Origin of the sequence: Paraglaciecola algarum, from assembly GCF_021532655.1 — a bacterium.
Taxonomy (GTDB): Bacteria; Pseudomonadota; Gammaproteobacteria; order Enterobacterales; family Alteromonadaceae; genus Paraglaciecola; species Paraglaciecola algarum.
The window spans coordinates 1-20,272 of the sequence record NZ_JAKGAS010000009.1 but is presented as its reverse complement, the minus strand read 5'-3'; the positions used below and the strand labels follow the sequence as shown (position 1 = coordinate 20,272).

The following is a 20,272-nucleotide window of genomic DNA, read 5'->3' as shown; positions in this document are numbered from 1 at the left end:
TGTTATCGTAAGGTTCGGCAATCTCGTTATGACCGCTTTTTGTCTATACACAAGCGTTTATTCTTCGCCATTACCTTCTAAGTAGGTATCCTTAAATTTTTTCGGACTACAACCGTATTCTAATTTGAATAACTTGTTAAAGTAGGGCACATTTTTGTATCCTACCGAATAAGCGATTTCTGATACGTTTGCCATGTTTTGGCTTGATAACAGCCTTGCCGCTTCGGTTAATCTAAGTTTATTTAGGTAAGCACTAAACGTGTAACCCAACTCACTTTTAAGCAGTTCATTGATTTTATTTCTATTGATCCCTGTATTTTGCACCATAGTATCTAATTGTAAATCGGCATTGGCATATTCAGTTGCCATGTAGCGCAAAATTGTCGAGGCTTCTTTGTTTTTTTGAGGTTCAATTGAGAGTTGTTGATAGGCTACTAAAGGCCGATCTTTTTGTAATTTTTGCTTTAAATCAGCCAATAAGGCTTTAGTGTATTCTTTGTGAACCCAAATTATGCAAGCAATCCATGTAAGGGTAATAAAGGCGATAAATAAGTATAAAAACATCCAGTCCCGACCATGCAATTCTAACTCACTAACATGAATATTTGAAAGCTGCTCAAGTGGAGATTGAATCGAACTTCCAAAAGATAGGCGTACTGTTTTATTTAATTTGTATTCTTGTTTACTCAATTCGTGATTGTACCATTTGTACCACCACTCTGGCGTTTCTAACCGAGTTAGGTCAATTTCAAATTCTTGCCAATTTCGTTCACATGAAAAATAAGAAGTAGAAATCCGGTAAGAACGATTATCGTCAAATGTGGTGATACTCTCGTCAACTGTGTATAAGGCAAAGGTAATTACATTTGACGGGGCACACTTTGCTCGAAAGGTGATAGAGGTAAACCGAGATAAGTCTACGAATGATTGTTTGCCACTTGTATCTGCAAATACTAATTCAGTCATGGCCACTGGGTACTTAACTGAACTACTCAGGTTCATATTAAAATTTAAACTAAATAAACTATCTATGATACTGACAGATGATTTCCCTCCATCAACTGCATCTGTGGCTGTTTGGGCATGCCAAGAAAATTCACTGTTTTCAATTGGGATTAACTTACTGTTTAGAAAAGTGGTATTGGTAGCAATGTAACCAATAACAGCAGTCACTAATAGCAGGCTAATAAAAATGACGAATGCTTTCTTGTAAAACTGGAGCATTTTGCAGGTAAAGACCGATTATTTAATTAGCTCTAATCTAAACAAGGTATGGGTTTAGTGTCAATATAGATTGATGCCTTTGCCCAATATATAGGCAAAAACATCAATTAAATTAGATGCTTGTTGCTGCTTGATTGAATACTTTATTTATTACTTTATTTGGCGGTTAAATATTTGGCAAAAATAGCCTGTAGATGTTGCGCCCAAATTTCATAACCTTGTTCATTGGGATGCAGTAAATCTGGCATGATGCTTGTGCTTAATTGACCATTTTTGTCTAGAAAATCATGGTTAATATCGATGATCTCAACCTTGTGATGTTTTACTAGGTTTGCCAATAGTAAATTTGTCTGGTCATTGTTTATGCGCAATTTGTCTGTGGTTTTCTCGCTTCTAGGGAATATGGATAACAACACCACTTGGGTGCTTGGTAAGGTTTGATTGAGCTTTGACACTATTGCTGCAACGCCTTGATAGATCTCTTGAGGAGGGTCGAGTCTATGGCCTGTATTATTGGTGCCTATCATGACCACAGCCAGTTTAGGTGAGATATTATCTATTGCGCCATGCTCTAGGCGCCACAAAACATTTTCGGTTCGATCGCCACCAAAGCCTAAATTGATAGTGTTGATGTTTGAGAATTCTTTTTCCCACACTGCTTTACCTGCATCTTCCCAACCATGGGTGATGGAGTCGCCAATCATTAATAATTCTACATCGGGGGTAAGTTGTGTGAGTTTTTCTTGATGACGTGGTAACCACCAATTGACGGCCCAATATTCGTTTAACATAGCTGGAGTAGTCGAAACTTCGCTTAAATCTTCGCAATTAAAGTTCGCTTCGGCTGATTTGTTTAATTCAATATTGGCTAAGCTTAGAGTGCCTTTTCCACCAGAAACTAAAGTGAAGGGGTGGGTGACAGCGTTAAATTCTCCATCTTGTTGAGTAAAACAGTTAAGAGGAATAACCAGACGGTTCCACTGGCTTGGATCTTGTTCTAACGCCCATTCTCTTAAGCGAACACTGGTTTCACAATCATCACCACAACTCATCTTTAGATCTAAAGCTGCATTGTGCATGTCGTCTAGACGAATATCGAAAGACAGAGTACCAGTAGACATAAATTGACTTAAATCTATGGAGTCACCGCCAGTCAGTTGTACACTGGCATACCAAGTATCTTTGAACGTTAACTGTAATGCGTCATCTTGTTTATCTTTGTTAATCAAACTTAGCATCAGTGTTTGGTCAGGCAGTTGGTTAATATCGCCAGTCACAACTTTTGTTTGTTTGTCGTTTTTAATTTCAAATTGCCATGAATGCATAGGGGCGCCTTGATAAAGCGACAACTTAGATACCTGAGTTGCGTCAAGAACAGTTGCAAGGGATTGGCATGCTAAAGTTGCGAACAGCAAGGTTAATGTCAGTATTGTTTTCATTTTATTTTTTATATTCATTTTATCTTTTTGAATTTAACCGAGGAGTCAAATTTGGCCAACTCTAGGATGCAAATTTGGATTTGATTTTAAGACTTGCTGGCATACACGCTCTAGTTTGATAGTTTTTGGAATTGAGACATTCATGAGTAGGGCCTGTAACGGCTAATCGACTGTTCAATTTGTAAGCCAAGCTGTTCAATAAATTGAGCCGCTTTATGTTTATCTAAAGCATGTAAAACCGGTTCGTAAGCATGACGGTTTTTTACTTTATGTTTAAGTAGGTTAAGCCATGCATCCCGTGAAATTAAAGGGTTTAATTCACTGCCGATCCGTCCACTACTTTGAAACAATTCCACTTTGTGTTTTAGCTCAGGTGGTAATTGATCAATGGACAAGTGCCATGAGTAGCGCTGCATTTCTGCATTTTCTTGTACCTGTTCGCTAAAAGGTATCATCAAGGCTGTGTAATGCAGAGCTTCTTGGTAATCTTTTAAGATACGTTTATTTAATTCGGCGGTATTTTGCGGTAAACACAATTTACTTGGAAACAACTCAAGCAGTTTACTCAACGTTCTTTGCATTAACACTAATGAACTAATTGGAGAAGTGCCTAGGTAGCCTGCTGCTTGTCCTATGGTTAAACAATTTTTATCTAGTGGTTTAGTCAGATACCTAGCTATTTTTCGGGTCAGGGAAACTCCCTGTACATTGGGTATATGAGACAAAATAACTTGTTTAGCGGCCTCGTCTTGAAATAACTGACTTGAATAATGCAAAGTAATATTACGTAAGTTGGAGTGAGTGGTAATTTCAATCCAACCACCTTCAACCCCATAAAATTGCTGAAACGGTGATGCCGCTGTTTGAGTAGGTTCAAATCCTGATAGTACACTATCAAAAGGCAAATACTCTCCACAGTTAATATAATCACGTTGGCAAGATAAGACCTGTAGGGCAGGGTTAAGTTGTGAGTTATCTAACAATAAGTCGACATCCAGTATTTGCCCTGAGCTTAAAGTTATTTGTGTCACAAACCCATTTTCTGGGTCTTGTTCAAGGTCCTTAATATCAGCTTGAACTATTTTTATCGCTAAATGTTTAGCTGCGCCTTGCATAAACTGCAAATATGCGTCGCCATCAAGGTTGACAGAAGGCGAAAAACTAGCTGACATAGTGCCGGTTTGTTTGGTTGGAATGGCCAGCAGGTTTGAGTTAATTGCTGCACAGCTTATTGAATATTTTTCTGGATCATTCAGGCCTAACCAGGCTAATACTTGATGTAATTCTATGCTACAAAAAGAAGGCATAGCTCTGTCACAACCTAGTACAAAATCACCTGCTGCCTGGTTCTCACGGTTAAAAGCATGAAATTTAGCACCAAGGTTTAATTTCATATGCCCGTGCATTAGTAAGTTTTTATCTTGGATCCCTAATAATCGATGAAAGTCAAAAATATGCTCGCTAGCATGCAAGCTTTTATTGGGCGCTGCGTGATCACTTTTTGTATCAAGTATAGTGATATTTACGTTTTGCCCTCCAAGGCCTCTAGCCAAAGCGACTGCAGCACTCCAGCCAATCACATCGGCGCCCACTATGACTATGTTTTTGATGGGAAGATTTTGTTTACTAGCAGAACCTACATTTATGGAATTAGATTTGGTCATACTAGGCCCTTAGCCAATTGTTCATTTATGTAGTCTGTGGCGTTTGGGAAACTCGCCACCATATCTTGAATGTTACGTCTATGACCTGCCATAAATTGTTTAAGGGTCGCTTCTGTCATATTATCTAACCGAGTATCATAATATTTAGGCATTATATTTTGCCCAATACATACAGCCGGCCATACGCCGAATTGACCTAAGTCAGCACGACCCGATTCGGAAAATAAGCTGATGAGCCGTTCAAGTTCTTCTGGGATTGACATATTTTGGCAATACAGCCAAAAGTCAGAGTCATGCCGTTTAGTCGCGTGGTAATGCAAAATAATAAAATTACGAATAAGCTCATAAGACTGGCCAAGACATTGGTTATATTCGTTAATCACAGTTTGATTACATTGCTTGTCGGGAAACAATTCTAATAATTTACTAATACCTTGTTGAATCAAATAAATACTAGTGGATTCTAATGGCTCTAAAAAGCCACTAGAAAGCCCAATTGCTACACAGTTTTTTTGCCATGATTCTTGCCTTCTGCCTGCTTTAAAACGCAGTACTTTAGGCTCGGCTATTGCTTTACCTGGCAACGAATTCATCAATACATCCATAGCATCTTGTTGTTTTGTATATGCACTAGTGAAAACGTGGCCATTGCCGATCCTATGTTGTAAAGGGATTTGCCATTGCCAACCTGAGGCCCTGGCGGTTGCTTGGGTGTATGGTTTAGTTGTATTTGTTCGATCTAGGTCGCACTGCACGGCTACTGCCGTATCTGTAGGTAACCAATGGCTCCAGTCAATAAATGGAACATCCAATACTTTTTCAATCAACAAAGCGCGAAACCCAGTGCAATCGATAAATAAATCGCCAGCAATTTCTTCTCCGCTTTCTAAGGTAACACTTTGAATAAATTGGTTATTATGCTGCTTTACGCTAGCAACTTTGCCTTCCACTCTAGATACCCCTCTAGTTTGAGAGTATTGGCGTAAAAATCTTGCATAAGCTGTGGCATCAATATGGTAGGAATAAGTGTAATCGGCGAATTTGGTTTGTTTATCTTGAGTCGATAAGGGGAATTTTCTAGCTAATGCAGCAGTAGCGGCAATCGAGTAGTCTTCTATAGGATGATTTTCGCCTAAAGCTCTTGCCTTCAACCAATACTGGTGAAAATCTATGCCTTGGGTGATTTGTCCATGTTCACCAAAGGGATGAAAATAACTCTCACCAATGGCTCCCCAATCGTTAAATTGTATGCCTAATTTAACCGTAGCATGGGTTTCTTTTAAAAATGTGGCTTCGTCTATGCCTAAGGTTTGATTAAATTGACGAATATGTGGGATGGTTGATTCTCCAACCCCCACTGTGCCGATGGCATCAGATTCGATTAAGGTGATGTTACATAATCTTTTGGGTAATCGGTTAGCCATAGCCGCGGCAACCATCCAACCAGCAGTACCTCCACCTACAATAACGATATTTTCAATATTTGCTGATTGCATCATGCTTATTCTTTAATACTCCATAGTAAAGTGATAAAAAATGCAACTCAGGCGTCACACCCCCTGAGTTGCACACCACTTCAACTAAAAGTTAGCTGTTAAAGCTAATGAATATCGCGTGTCATTCATATGGTAGGCCGAGTAATGGTCACCAGATTCAGTTTGTTTAACAATATTCTTAGTAACAGTATTGCTCAAGTTATTCGCGTTTAATGAAACGGTGAAAGTATCATTAAGTTTGTATGAAATAGAGCCATCTAGATAGCCGGCAGCAGCGTTAAGAACTGGTAAACGCCAATCTACATTTTCACCACTTCCGTCAACAAACCCGCCACTTAATGGAATTGAACCATTAAAGCCGTTCGCCCCCACTGACGTTAAGAACTCACTACGCCAGTTATAAGCTAAACGAACTGTTACACCATACTTCTGATAGATACCCACTAAATTATAGGCATTCTTTGAAATAGCTTTAAACGGTAATTCATAATCATATGGCTGACCGTTGGTATCTAATGGAGCACTATCATCATTCACGATACTTTCGCTATCTATGTAGGTGTAGTTAGCGCTAATACCTAAACCATCAAAAGGTGAAGGTAAAGTGGTGAAAAAGTGGTTTACACTGATTTCAGCCCCTTTGATTTTAGCTTTACCTTCACTTACAGGACGTGAAATCAAGTATTCTTGTTGAGGGTATCCTTCGGCAGCATAACTTTCAGTGACAAACTCATCGACTAAATCACCGTCTATATCCTTAGTAAATAAAGCTAAGTACATTGAACTTGAATCGGTATAGTACCATTCCAGTGACGCATCAAATTGTGTTGAAGTCATGGGATCTAGGTAAGGGTTGTAGTCAGAATTACCGGTTTTTTCAAAATCATTTGCTGTGGGGACTTGAATAACTTCATTAGTTTCAGGATCAATGAAATTATCTCTATTTTCTTCAGGTATTTCGGCACTTAAGGCTAAGCTTGAACGCAAACTACTAAATGCTGGTCGAGTCATGGCTTTTGCTGCCGCTAAACGTAAATACAGATCTTCACGTAATTCTACTTTTACATTTAGGCTGGGTAACCAGTTGTCATAGGAATGTTCAGCAGCGCGTTCTTCATAGGAGTTGTTACCAAACAACTCACCGTTTGGAAAGGTTAAATAGCCAAAAGCGGTATTCTCTGTTTTCACGTATCGTACGCCAAAATTACCACTGACAGGATAGGTTAAGTCGGGTAATTCAAAGTTTGCTTGTACATATGCAGCTGAGGTGTTCTCTTCTTGTGCGTTGTACCATTGTTCATCATCTAGGTTTCTAGGTTGCCAAGTATTACCAGCTGGATCAAACCAGCCATTATCCACATAAGTAACTTTGTCTTTCACTTCTTGATAACTGCCATTTTGGAAACCTTCGGCATAATAAGCATCAGGTGCATACAAATTAGCAGGAGAAGCCACATCACCGTGGAAAAAATTGTTAAATTCATTCAAGTGCATATCTGATTCTAATGGGTTGGCACCACTTTCGATTAGACCGGCGCCATACAGCCAGTTACCAACTGCCCCCCAGTTGTATCCACTATCAAAGTTATCAGAAGTTGATTTGGTGAAACGGGCACCGGTTTTAACAGATGTAATCACACTATCTTCTAGGAAATACTCGTAGTCCGCGGCGGCAGTTGTCATATCACCCGCGTTGTCATATTGATTGTCCATTAAAAAATCCCAAACATAGTTATCAGGATTAGCTAAATGGTTGGCATCTGATGTGACCGAAGGCAAACTTCCACTTAAATCAATATCGATATAAGGCACTCGTGTGGCAACAGCAACTGTTGAGTCTATGCCAGTTGAGCTTGCTTTAACCTGTTGTAAAGATAATTTGAAATTGGAGTTGTGGTTGGTAAATTTATACTCTAATGAAACATCTTTAGTTTGAGCATTTTGGGTAGATACACGAATGTCCGAGCCCATGGCAATACCGTTAGCTTCACTTAAACGACCTTTTTGCATCACACCTCGGTTGTCATACACACTATCTGCACTGGCGACAATTTGGGTAATATCGTTACTCACAAAGATCGCATCTTCGTCCCAACGCATATCATATTCGCTATTAAAATAGGTCATAACAAATTCATGATTATCTGAAGGGGCCCATTGCAATGCCACATATTGTCCTGCTCTTTCACGGTTAAAATGCATGGTGCGCCAATCAGCTCCACGGGGAACAAATACTTTGTCACCTTCGTGACCGGGCATATCGTTACGTGAAAAGTATGGACGTACATAAATTGAGTCATTGCGTGTCGCTAACTCAGAAAAAGCAATGTCAGCTAAAAAGCCGAATTTACCGGCTTTAGTATCCCAGGTATTACTGTAAAGGGCTGAATAGGCTGGGGTGGTTTCTTCAATCATATCTCCATAATTTGCTTCCAAACTAAATGACATTTTTTGGCCATCATTATGAAAAGGAAGCTTTGTTTCAAGATCGATAGTGCCCGCTAATCCCCCTTCAATTTGGTCTGCAGTAGGGCTTTTATAAATATTTACTGCATTTAACAATTCAGGAGGTACATCACCAAAACTAAGGGTACGGCCTCCATTGGCACTAAATGAGCTACGGCCATTTAGTTCACTTCGAACTTGCGATAAACCTCGCACAATGACACCGTTACCTTCAACTGAGAAGTGTTCAGGATCGCCAAGTGACATGTAGCGATCTATAGATACACCAGCAACACGTTGCAATGTTTCTGTGATACTTCGGTCAGGTAAGGCTCCTAAATCATCAGCACTAATACCATCCATTATTTTGTTTGAATTTTGTTTTACTGCTTGGGCCGAAATCATACTAGAACGTAATCCGGTCACTTCGATAACTTCAGTGCTTTCTTCTTGTTCGTCAGCAGACTGCACTTGAGATAATGCTATATTAGGTACCAGTAATCCCAAGGCTGTTAAAATACAAGCTGACGTTTTGGAACGTCTAAATGATGAGGTGTATGTGTTATTTTTGGATTGAGTGTTTTTCATCTTAATGTTTCCACTTTTGTTATTAAAATTATTTAATATTGACTACAGGTAACGAGTTTTCTGCAGTAGTGTTTAGCTGACGGATAAGTACGACATACTCTTGATCTGCCAAGGTAGTAAAACTAATTTCATCTTTGTTGTTGCTGGTAAAAGGGATATTTTTGCCATCTGAAAGCACAGCTATTGAACTGTTAAATTCATTGTTATTTAGTGTAATAACTTGATCATGATGTGATTTAAGTACCGCTTTTTGTAGCTTGTGATTTTGCCATTGCAAGGACACTTCTATATTCCCACGCGCTTTTAAACCTTGAATTTGACCGTGAGGCCAAGCTGCTGGCAGAGCTGGTAATAAATGAATGTTGTGTAGATGACTTTGCAATAACATTTCTGTCATGCCGGCTGTTGCACCAAAATTACCGTCAATTTGAAAGGGCGGGTGGTTACTCCATAAATTTGAAAGCGTGCTGTTACTTAATTGCTCTTGGAGTAATTTGTAAGCGCGATTACCGTCTAATAAACGGGTCCAAAAATTGATTTTCCAAGCCTTACTCCAACCTGTACCTCCATCCCCTCTGGCATTAAGTGTTTTGCTAGCGGCAGCAGCAAATTGAGGTGTAGATTTAGGTGAAATATGATTACCAGGGTGTAATGCATATAAATGTGACACATGCCTATGGTGATTATTTGGTTTGTCTAGATCTTGCCGCCATTCTTGTAACTGCCCCCAACTACCTACTCTTAAACCCACGTCTAGTTGGCTTATTGCTGCCTGTAATTTGTTTTGGAATGTTTTGTCACCAACTACACTAGATGCTGTAATCGTTTTCATGAATAAATCAAAAATAATTTGTTGAGACATAGCAGCGCCTGCTGTGAAATAGCCGTGTTCAGGGGAGTAACTTGGTGTAACAGTTAACAGCTTTGTTTGTGGATCAATTACTAAGTTATGTAACCAAAATTCACTGGCACTTTTTAAAATAGGATAGGCTCTTTGTTTCAGAAAAGTTGTGTCTAAGGTGTATAAATAGTGGTCGTAGTATTGGATAGCCATCCATGCTGCTGCTTCAGGCTGCCAAAAGGCAGTTGGCCATTTAATTAAGCCAATTGACCCCCATGGATTACTGTTTAAAAATACTACCCAGCCTGGTGAATTGAATAATTGTTTTGCCGCCTGTGCGCCAGAAACGGCGAGATTATCTAAGTAGTCAAATAGGGGAGGTAAGGTTTCAGTTAGGTTAGTCATGTCGGCTAACCAATAATTCATTTGTAAATTGATGTTTAAATGATAATCAGCACTCCAAGGCGCTTGAATATCTTTATTCCAAATACCTTGTAAGTTTGCAGGTAGGCTTCCTGCTCGTGAAGAGGCGATTAATAAATATCGGCCATATTGATAATAAATGCGCTCTAAGCTTTGGTTTATTTTGGAGTTGTCAAAGGGATAACCCGCTACCATTTTGTCGATGGCTAAGGGAGTAGACTGGTTTAATTCTAATTTCACCCGAGAAAAAAGTGACTGGTAATCATTCAGGTGACGCTGTAATAAATCTGCATAAGACAAGGTTTGATTCTTGGCTAATTGCGTGTTTACTTTGTTGCGTGGGGAAGAAGTGCTTCGATAATTTGGATGGCGCAAGGCGTAATTTGTGGCAGCAGTTAGTTGCAAGGTAACAGAGTCAGCTTGCTTGATGACCAAACCGTCATTTGTTTGCTGTAATGTGCCGTTTTCTACTGATACTTTTAGGCCCGCAGCGTATTGCAACTGGTTATCTAATAATTCACCTGAGACTAATAATTCATTTGGTTTTACTAAATCACTCTGAAATGTTCTATTTTGAGGAACTGAGATATTTGCAGATAAATTAATGCTGGCAGGTTTATCTGCACTAAGCCTAATTACCAAGCTGTTATCGGGGTAACTAACAAAATATTCTCTTTGGTAATTAATGCCTTTAGATTGATAACTTACCTTGGCTACCGCTGTGTTTAAGTCCAGCGCTCTTTTATATTTCGAATATTGGCTATGAGATCCTGGAAAACGTAATTGTAAGTGACCAAAACTTTGATAACTTCCGTAATTTTCCTGTTCAACTCCCAGCCTTTCAGCGACTTCTTTTGGGGTTAAGCTACCTTGACGGCTAATATCATTTTGTACCGCCTCTATTCGTTTTAGATAGTCATCAGTTGTGTAAGGTGGTAAACCATAGTTGTATGATTTTGTAGCGCTTGGTCCGCCTGTCCATAAGGTTTTTTCATTGAATTGAATATTGTCGTTTACCAGATTACCTAGAATAGTGGCACCTATTTTCCCGTTGCCTATGGGTAGAGATTCTGTTTCCCAGTTATTACCGGGTTGTTCAAAAAATATTATGAGGTCAGTGCTGCTTTCATTTGCCGCTACGTAACCAAAAGTTAAAAATAGTAAAACACACACTATTAATTTTTGTATTTGGTAAGGTCTACATACTTTGGTCATCTAAGGTCGCTTTCAGATTTATAGATTAGTTGAAGAGCTAAACTCTTCTTTTTAAAGTTAACCTTAGGTTAATTAATTGTTGATGTTTATGAGTATGAGAATTGCCTTAAAGGCTTTCAAAATGCAAAAAGTGAAACTTTTTATTGTAATAGTGAAAGAGTTTTGAGTGGGAATGGTGGTTTTAGTTAGGTGAAAAAATATCGATAACATTGAACGGACAATAAGAATAAGCCTGATAATAAAAACGTTACCCAACTCATGTTTCGTTTTGTAGGCAATTCAGTATATTGAAATAAGTTAAGGTTTTGTCACGCTCGATATAAACTGTGATGCTGCCGATAGACAAGTGAAATTTGGTTGCTTATTGCGTGGCGTTCTAACCTCAAACAAGATGGAACGCTTTTTATATTGAACTGTTACTTTTGTTTAATAAAGCGCCTAGTTCCTCTTCAGGAACCGGTTTAGACCAGTAGTAACCTTGACCAACACTGCAACCCATAGATAATAATTTGTGTAGGGTCGCTTTATTCTCGATACCTTCGGCAACTGTTTCTAGACCAAGACTTTTTGCCATATTAATAATGGCCTCTACCAAAGGTTCGTCGTCTACGGCTGTACCTAACCCAATTATAAACGATCTATCTATTTTGAGTTTACTGGCATTGAAGTTTCTAAGATATCCTAGGTTTGAGTAACCCGTTCCAAAATCGTCAATGGCAATAGTCACCCCAAGGTCACTCAAACTATTGAGCTGTTTTTGAATTTGCTCAGTTTCATCTATTAGTAGTGACTCCGTTAACTCTAGTTCTAAAGCATCAGCAGGAATTTGAGCTTCATGTAATGCTTTTTCTACTATATGTTGTAACTGGCCGTCCTTAAATTGCATCACAGATAGGTTTACTGCGACACGCAACCTAGAGTGACCTAATGAACGGTGCCGTGCGCAAAACAAACATGCTTGTTGAATGACCCAGCGACCTAATTCACTTATTAAGCCTGTACTTTCTGCTAGTGGAATAAATTGATCTGGAGTTATGAAACCGCCATCGGGTTGAGGCCAACGCAACAATGCTTCAACCGTGGTGATTTTTTCGTCGGCTAAGCTGATCATAGGTTGATAATATAATTTGAATTGTTTTTGGTTTATTGCGGGACGCAATAGTTGAAGTAGTTTGAACTTATCTTCACTGGCTTTATCTAGATTTTTATCATAATAATGATAGGTGTTTTTGCCATCCTTTTTGGCTTGGTACATAGCGATATCCGCTTTGCGGCAAAGTTGTTTAAAGTCTTTTCCGTCATGTGGGACGCATGCAATACCTATAGAAGCAGATACAACCACTTGGGTTTGCAATATCTCAAATGAAGAGGCGCATTGTTTAATTAAATCATCGGCCATGGTATTTAATTGCTCAGTTGAGTCCTGATAGGGCGATAACACCAAAAATTCATCCCCTCCGAATCTAATTAAGTATTGATCATTGCGTAACACGCCATTCAATCTTTGGGTAAGCTGCTCTAACAACTGATCTCCAGCGGCATGACCCAAAGCGTCGTTTATTGGCTTAAAGTTATCTAAATCAATAAATAAAAGAGCCAGTTTTTCATGGTTTTGTTCGCAGGTCTTCAGTGATTGTAAAAATAAGGCTTCACCAAATAACCTATTGGGTAAATTGGTCAAAGTATCATGGTGTGCTAGATGTTGTATTTGTGCTCTACTTTTTTGTACTTTCTGGTTTTCACTATGCAAGGAAAACATTAAGCGCTTGATATCTCGAACTAAAATGTAAACACCAAAACTTATTATTAAAAATATAATTAAAATAAATATTAAATGTTCCCAACTTAATGAGGGAGTGTTTGGTGTGACGTATCCTTGCAATGTGAGCCAACCAATTAGTGTGCATTGGGCGATAACAAAGCCAATCACAGACACAAATAATACAACTCCTCCCAGCAGAGCTGCAAAGATGAGTATTCCGGGGTAGCCGATTATGGCTAAATCAAATAAACCAGCTCCTGTTAGCGCTAGAGCAAAAGACATGGTTGACAAAGAGCCGAGTAATATAACAGCCGATAATTGAACCTTATATCTATAGGCAAATCCTAGTGAAACTAATAAGCCAACAAGACCAACAGCAAAAATAAAAGTGGTTATGCCTCTGGCGACTAATAATGCAATACATAACCCAATTGCAGTAACAGTACATATTTGTATTATTCTGTGACGACGTATCTGGCTGAGAATATCTTTTTCCTCAGTACCTTTATGAGTATTAGTCTGCTGGATATGGTTGACTGCCATTTTGTATACTACCAATAACGTTACATTAGTTTTGGAAGGTTATTTACTTTAACGCTTAAGTCGATAAAAGCCAAATTGGAAAGGACGAATGCAAATTCTTATTGGGTAGTCTTTTGCAATGAAGAAAGCCATGATAATTCAAACCTCTCTATATTCCCCATTTCTGATGTTTTCAATATTCCAATTGCCAATGGAATAACGAATAAGTCTTAAGGTAGGGTAGCCTATATGTGCTGTCATGCGGCGCACTTGACGGTTACGACCTTCACTTATGGTGATGGATAACCAACTAGTGGGTTTGTTTTGTCTAAACCTCACGGGAGGAGTGCGCAACCAAACATCAGGTTCATCTATTAATGCAACTTTAGCTGGTTTAGTAGATCCGTCTTTTAATAATACACCTTTACGTAATTGTTCTAACTCTGCTTCGTTGGGCACACCCTCGACTTGAACCCAGTAGGTTTTTTCGGTTTTATGTTTAGGTGACGCTAGTTTGTTTTGCAATACGCCATCATTAGTTAAGACTAATAAACCTTCGCTGTCTTTGTCTAACCTGCCTGCAGCATAGACATTTGGCACTGGAATAAAGTCTTTTAAAGTTTGTCTACCTTCTTGATCGGTAAACTGAGTAAGTACGTTGAAAGGTTTATTAAATAATAAGATCCGTCGAGTGCTTGAGTCGACTTTAGGTTTATTATCTTTATATTGATTTCTTTTAGGACTAACTTTTTTCGACATCATCTAATACTAAAACAGTTTTTTTTGCTAAAATACCGACTATTCAGTGTGATTGACAATATTTTTTTATGTTCGCATAACTTGTAGTTCTTAAATCAAGCCCTATATTATTCGACACCTGTTTAGACATATTTTTAACTTTCGGTACTAAGCTACAACTCACATTCTTGTTATTTAGCTAAAAGTTATGCTTTTGCATTGACATAGAAGGGTGCTGTTTAAAGCCATACCAATTACATGAGGCTCATAATGACGATTTCTAAGTCAAAGATTATCTACACTAAAACGGACGAAGCTCCTGCTCTAGCAACTTATTCATTACTGCCGATTATTCGTAGTTTTGCTGCCAGTGCTGATATTGAAGTAGAGTTAAGTGATATTTCTTTAGCTGCACGTATTTTAGCTGGGTTTGCTGATAAGTTACCAGCAGAGCAGTCTGTGCCTGATGCTTTAGATGAACTGGGTAAGTTAACCCAAGATGCGTCGACTAACATTATTAAATTACCTAATATTAGTGCTTCAATACCTCAGTTAGTGGCTGCAATTAAAGAATTGCAAGCTAAAGGTTTTGCTTTACCGGATTTCCCTGAAGATGCTAAATCTGATGAAGAGAAAGATGTTAAAGCTCGTTATAGCAAAGTATTAGGTAGCGCAGTAAACCCAGTATTACGTGAAGGTAACTCTGATCGTAGAGCGCCAGCTGCGGTTAAAAATTATGTGAAAAACAACCCTCACTCAATGGGCGCTTGGAGCAAAGACTCTAAAACTCATGTTGCGAATATGGATTCAGGTTGTTTTTATTCTTCTGAAAAATCAGTCACAGTTGCAAAGGCAGGTCATGTATCCATTGAATTTACTGGGACTGATGGGCAAAAGTTAATACTTAAACCAAAAGTAGCTTTATTGGCCGGTGAAGTATTAGATGCTAGCTTTATGAGTAAAAAAGCCTTATGTGACTTTTTTGAAAAAGAAATCCAAGACGCCAAAGACGCCGGTATTCTTTTCTCGTTACACATGAAAGCTACCATGATGAAAGTATCAGACCCAATTATTTTTGGTCACTGTGTAAAAGTGTACTTTAAAGATGTATTCGCTAAACATGGTGAGTTGTTTGATGAACTCGGCGTAGATACCAAAAACGGCTTAGGTAGCGTTTATGATAAAATCGCAAGCCTACCTGCAGATAAACGTGCTGAAATAGAGCAAGACATTATTGCTTGTTATGCTACTCGTCCAGCTATGGCTATGGTGAACTCAGATAAAGGTATTACCAATTTACATGTACCTAGTGATGTGATTGTAGATGCGTCTATGCCAGCCATGATCCGTACTTCTGGTCATATGTGGGGACCAGATGGTGCAGCAGGTGATTGTAAAGCGACTATTCCAGATGCGACTTATGCCACAATTTATCAAGAAACTATCGATTTCTGTAAAGAAAATGGTGCATTTGATCCAACTACTATGGGTACTGTACCTAATGTAGGATTGATGGCCCAAAAAGCTGAAGAATACGGTTCTCATGATAAAACCTTTGAAATCCCAGCAGATGGCACTGTGCAAGTGATTGATCAAGACGGCACAGTATTGATCGAACACGCTGTTGAAGAAGGTGATATCTGGAGAGCATGTCAATCTAAAGATGCCCCGATCCGTGACTGGGTTAAATTAGCGGTTACTCGTGCTCGTCAGTCAAATACTCCAGCGGTATTCTGGTTAGACGAAAACCGTGCTCACGATGCTCAGTTAATTGCTAAAGTGACAACTTATCTTAAAGATCACGATACCGATGGTTTAGATATTTCTATCAAGAAGCCAGTTGACGCTATTCGTTTCTCTATGGAGCGAGCTATCAAAGGTTTAGATACGATCTCGGTAACGGGTAACGTATTACGCGATTATTTGACTGATTTGTTCCCAATTTTAGAATTAGGTACCAGCGCTAAAATGTTATCTATCGTGCCATTAATGGCCGGCGGTGGTTTATTTGAAACTGGTGCGGGTGGTTCAGCTCCTAAACATGTTCAGCAGTTTGTTGAAGAAGGACACTTACGTTGGGATTCATTAGGTGAGTTCTTGGCCTTAGCTGTTTCTTTAGAAGACTTAGCAATCAAAACGGATAATCCTAAAGCTAAAGTTTTAGCTATTGCTCTAGATAAAGCTACAGAAACTTTGTTAACTAACGGCAAGTCACCACTTCGTAAAGTAGGCCAATTGGACAACAGAGGTAGCCACTTCTATCTAGCTATGTACTGGGCAGGTGAGTTGGCTTCACAAACAGACGATCAAGAGCTAGCTTCTCAGTTTAAACCTTTGTTTGATACCTTAACTGCAAACGAAGCAAAAATTGTTGCAGAAATTGATGCCACTCAAGGTTCCGCGGCTGACATCGGTGGGTATTACTATCCTGATGATGTGTTAGCGACTAAAGCTATGTGCCCAAGTGCGACATTGAACAGTGCGCTTGCTTAAGATAAATCTAAAACAAGCTCTTTGATTTATACTGAATGGTAGTAAAGGGCTTGAATTGATTTTTATTGCAATAAAAAAGCAGACCTAACTAGGTCTGCTTTTTTTTACATCTAAATTTTTTAGTTTTCAGGTTCACCTTTAAAATCGATATTCTCAGCATGAAGGCCTTTAGGACCTTGTTGAATATCGTATTTTACTTCTTGCCCTGCTTTCAGAGATCTATACCCTTCCATTTGAATAGTAGAATAATGAGCAAATATATCCTCACCTCCGTCGTCGGGCACAATAAAACCAAACCCTTTTGCATTGTTGAACCACTTAACTTTGCCAACTGCCATACTTCTGCTTCCTTAAAATCCCTTGAACTAACACCACTTTGACCCCACACTATTAAAGTATGGGGAAGAACGATTAACAACCAAATACAACCGCCTATTGAAAATGTAGGTTTTTTAACCTGTTTTTGTCAAGGTGAATTTGATATTTAATATAGTGGTAGGATTACCAAGTAATATATTGAAGTCGAAAAATCGGCGATTATTCTTAACACATTAGGTACTTATTTAATTTATGGGTAAAGACAACACCATTGACATAGAAAAACAAAAAGAAACTGTCAAACAAAAGATCGCACCGCCTCCTATGTATAAGGTGTTGTTAAATAACGATGATTATACACCTATGGACTTTGTGGTTGATGTATTGATGAGATTCTTTAATCTAGATGGCGAAGCTGCACAGCAAATAATGCTAACAGTGCATTATGAAGGTAAGGCAGTATGTGGCATATATACTGCAGAGATAGCAGAAACTAAAGTAATGCAAGTCAGCAGTTATGCAAAGCAGTACCAACACCCACTAATGTGTACTATGGAACAAGCATGAGTATCAGCATTAGTAGAACAGTATCACAAAATACATTATTTATTCAGGCAGTAAGAGGGGATTTATATGTTAAATAAAGACTTAGAGCAGACGCTAAACGAAGCGTTTATTTTTGCTAGAGAGAATCGTCATGAATTTATGACAGTTGAACACCTGCTACTCGCCTTGCTTGATAATGTCTCCGCAAAAGAAGCATTGCAAGCTTGTGGTGCAAACATAGAATCAATTAAAAAAGAATTAACTGATTTTGTAAAAGATACAACGCCACTTTTGTTGGATGAAGAAGGCACGGAGCGAGAAACTCAACCCACCTTAGGTTTTCAAAGGGTGTTACAACGAGCAGTATTTCATGTTCAGTCTTCTGGAAAAGAAGAAGTGACAGGTGCCAATGTATTGGTAGCAATATTTAGTGAGCAAGAATCACAAGCTGTTTATATTCTTAAAAAATCTGATATTACTCGTTTAGATGTGGTTAATTTTATTTCTCATGGCGTATCTAAAATTGATGATGAAGCAATTGAACATACTGAAACTGGAACAGAAGGCACTGAGCAAGAAGAACAGCAGTCAATGTTGGATAAATATTCCACTAACCTTAACCACAGTGCTAAAGAAGGCAAAATCGATCCGCTAATTGGCAGAGATAGTGAATTAGAAAGAAGTATCCAAGTGTTATGCCGCCGTCGTAAAAATAACCCATTGTTGGTTGGCGAGGCAGGAGTAGGGAAAACTGCTATTGCTGAGGGTTTAGCTTATCGCATTGTAAATAACGATGTGCCAGAGGTGATTGCTGAAGCTACGGTTTATTCTTTAGATATGGGCGCTTTATTAGCTGGTACTAAATACCGAGGCGATTTTGAAAAACGCTTAAAAGGTATTTTAAAAGAATTAGCAGAAGATCCAGAAGCCATATTGTTTATTGACGAAATTCACACGATTATAGGTGCTGGCGCCGCATCTGGTGGTGTGATGGACGCGTCAAACCTACTTAAACCTAAGTTAAGTAGTGGGGAGTTACGCTGTATTGGTTCAACCACTTATCAAGAATACCAAGGTATTTTTGAAAAAGATCGGGCGTTAGCTCGCAGGTTCCAAAAAGTTGACGTAATCGAGCCTACAGTTAACGATACAACTAAGATATTAATGGGCTTGAAGTCACGATATGAAGCTCATCATAGTGTGCGTTATACCCATAAGGCTATGCGTGCGGCTGCAGAGTTATCAGCTAAATATATTAACGAACGTTTTTTACCAGATAAAGCGATTGATATCATTGATGAGGCTGGGGCTAGCCAGCGTTTAATGCCAGTGTCTAAACGTAAAAAAACAATTAACGTGACAGATATCGAACAAATCATTGCCAAGATCGCTCGAATTCCAGAAAAGTCTGTGTCTGCTTCTGATAAGGAAGTATTAAAGAATATCGATCGTGATCTTAAGTTGGTGGTATTTGGACAAGATCCAGCCATTGATACCTTAACCGATGCCATCCGTTTATCTCGTTCAGGTTTAGGAGCTGAAACTAAGCCAATTGGTAACTTTTTGTTTGCAGGCCCTACGGGAGTCGGTAAAACCGAAGTGACAGCACAGCTAGCTAAAATTATGGGTGTTGAGCTAGTGCGTTTTGATATGTCTGAGTATATGGAGCGTCATGCCGTTAGCCGATTGATTGGTGCGCCTCCTGGATATGTAGGGTTTGATCAAGGTGGCTTACTAACCGATGCCGTGATTAAACACCCATACTCAGTGGTGTTGTTGGATGAGATAGAAAAGGCACATAGCGATGTGTACAACATTTTATTACAAGTTATGGATCATGGGACCTTAACTGACAATAACGGTCGTAAGGTTGATTTTAGAAACGTTGTGTTAGTGATGACCACCAATGCTGGCGTACAAGAAACTGTGCGTACTTCTATCGGCTTTAAACAGCAAGATCATAGCCACGATGCTAAATCAGAAATAAACAAGGTGTTTACCCCTGAGTTTAGAAATAGGCTAGATTCTATTGTTTGGTTTAATCACTTAGATCAAGAGGTCATTTTACAAGTTGTTGATAAGTTTATTGTTGAACTACAAGTGCAGCTAGATAATAAAGGCGTTTCTCTGGAGGTTACCACTCAAGCTCGAAATTGGTTAGCTGAAAAAGGTTACGATAAAAATATGGGTGCAAGACCTATGGCCAGAGTCATTCAACAAGAAATCAAAAAAGAACTTGCTCACGAGTTGCTGTTTGGTCGCTTGAGTGATGGTGGCAGTGTGAAAATCACTTTGAAGAAAGATAAACTATCTTTTGAAATTTTGTCTGAAAGCAAGGCTAAACCGGAAGCTTTAAATTCTTAATAGGACAAAACGTATACCAAATAAGGTACTATGTCCCGTCCTAGAATAAGTTGACGGTTTTTAAGCCAGCGTTTTTCGCTGGCTTTTTATTATATGCACTTTGCTAGGTGTTTTCATACCTAAACTCAAGTGCGGCCTCATCTCGTTGTAAATGCTTATTGATTCGCTTACCAATATTCTTAGCTCATCCAGTG

13 protein-coding genes are annotated in these 20,272 nt (G+C 38.9%); 3 read left to right on the top strand and 10 right to left on the bottom strand.

The features are described from left to right. Positions 1-57: 57 nt before the first annotated feature. The 8 genes from L0668_RS15695 to L0668_RS15660 all read right to left on the bottom strand — a co-directional run bounded on the left by L0668_RS15695 (position 58) and on the right by L0668_RS15660 (position 14,378). The gene (locus L0668_RS15695) at positions 58-1,224 is read right to left on the bottom strand and encodes a helix-turn-helix domain-containing protein (protein ID WP_235313668.1); all 1,167 of its coding nucleotides are present in this window, start codon (positions 1,222-1,224) and stop codon (positions 58-60) included. 155 nt (positions 1,225-1,379) lie between these two features. Continuing rightward, positions 1,380-2,549 carry a putative glycoside hydrolase gene (locus tag L0668_RS15690; RefSeq protein ID WP_235313667.1) on the bottom strand — a complete coding sequence of 390 codons (1,170 nt, stop codon included), beginning with the start codon at positions 2,547-2,549 and terminating at the stop codon, positions 1,380-1,382. A 254-nt stretch (positions 2,550-2,803) separates the two neighbouring features. Next, a complete protein-coding gene (locus L0668_RS15685; RefSeq protein WP_235313666.1) occupies positions 2,804-4,327 on the bottom strand; it encodes a tryptophan 7-halogenase in 1,524 nt (507 codons plus the stop codon). Beyond that, positions 4,324-5,826, bottom strand: coding sequence for a tryptophan halogenase family protein (locus tag L0668_RS15680; protein ID WP_235313665.1), 1,503 nt, complete (start codon positions 5,824-5,826; stop codon positions 4,324-4,326). Before L0668_RS15680 ends, L0668_RS15685 begins: the two co-directional genes overlap by 4 nt. Before the next feature lie 81 nt (positions 5,827-5,907). Further along, positions 5,908-8,856: a TonB-dependent receptor gene (locus L0668_RS15675; protein WP_235313664.1), complete on the bottom strand. Its 2,949-nt coding sequence runs from the start codon at positions 8,854-8,856 to the stop codon at positions 5,908-5,910. 28 nt (positions 8,857-8,884) lie between these two features. Continuing rightward, positions 8,885-11,335 (bottom strand): glycoside hydrolase family 95 protein, encoded by a 2,451-nt coding sequence (locus L0668_RS15670; protein ID WP_235313663.1) that lies wholly within the window; start codon positions 11,333-11,335, stop codon positions 8,885-8,887. 403 nt (positions 11,336-11,738) lie between these two features. Continuing rightward, the gene (locus tag L0668_RS15665; RefSeq protein ID WP_235313662.1) at positions 11,739-13,640 is read right to left on the bottom strand and encodes a putative bifunctional diguanylate cyclase/phosphodiesterase; all 1,902 of its coding nucleotides are present in this window, start codon (positions 13,638-13,640) and stop codon (positions 11,739-11,741) included. A gap of 138 nt (positions 13,641-13,778) precedes the next feature. Beyond that, positions 13,779-14,378 carry a pseudouridine synthase gene (locus L0668_RS15660; protein WP_235313661.1) on the bottom strand — a complete coding sequence of 200 codons (600 nt, stop codon included), beginning with the start codon at positions 14,376-14,378 and terminating at the stop codon, positions 13,779-13,781. Positions 14,379-14,627: 249 nt separating this feature from the next. Between L0668_RS15660 and L0668_RS15655 the strand changes: the two genes are divergently transcribed. Beyond that, positions 14,628-16,850 (top strand): NADP-dependent isocitrate dehydrogenase, encoded by a 2,223-nt coding sequence (locus L0668_RS15655; protein ID WP_235313660.1) that lies wholly within the window; start codon positions 14,628-14,630, stop codon positions 16,848-16,850. Positions 16,851-16,969: 119 nt separating this feature from the next. Here L0668_RS15655 and cspD read toward each other — a convergent pair whose 3' ends face one another. Continuing rightward, positions 16,970-17,188, bottom strand: coding sequence for a cold shock domain-containing protein CspD (gene cspD / locus L0668_RS15650; protein ID WP_235313659.1), 219 nt, complete (start codon positions 17,186-17,188; stop codon positions 16,970-16,972). 232 nt (positions 17,189-17,420) lie between these two features. Between cspD and clpS the strand changes: the two genes are divergently transcribed. Both clpS and clpA read left to right on the top strand, forming a co-directional pair. Beyond that, positions 17,421-17,735 carry an ATP-dependent Clp protease adapter ClpS gene (clpS, locus tag L0668_RS15645; protein WP_235313658.1) on the top strand — a complete coding sequence of 105 codons (315 nt, stop codon included), beginning with the start codon at positions 17,421-17,423 and terminating at the stop codon, positions 17,733-17,735. Positions 17,736-17,801: 66 nt separating this feature from the next. Then, entirely contained in the window at positions 17,802-20,078 is a 2,277-nt protein-coding gene (clpA, locus tag L0668_RS15640; RefSeq protein ID WP_235313657.1) for an ATP-dependent Clp protease ATP-binding subunit ClpA, read from the top strand. 60 nt (positions 20,079-20,138) lie between these two features. Here clpA and L0668_RS15635 read toward each other — a convergent pair. After that, on the bottom strand, positions 20,139-20,272 hold a 134-nt coding region (locus L0668_RS15635), incomplete at its 5' end, for an integrase core domain-containing protein (protein WP_235313761.1).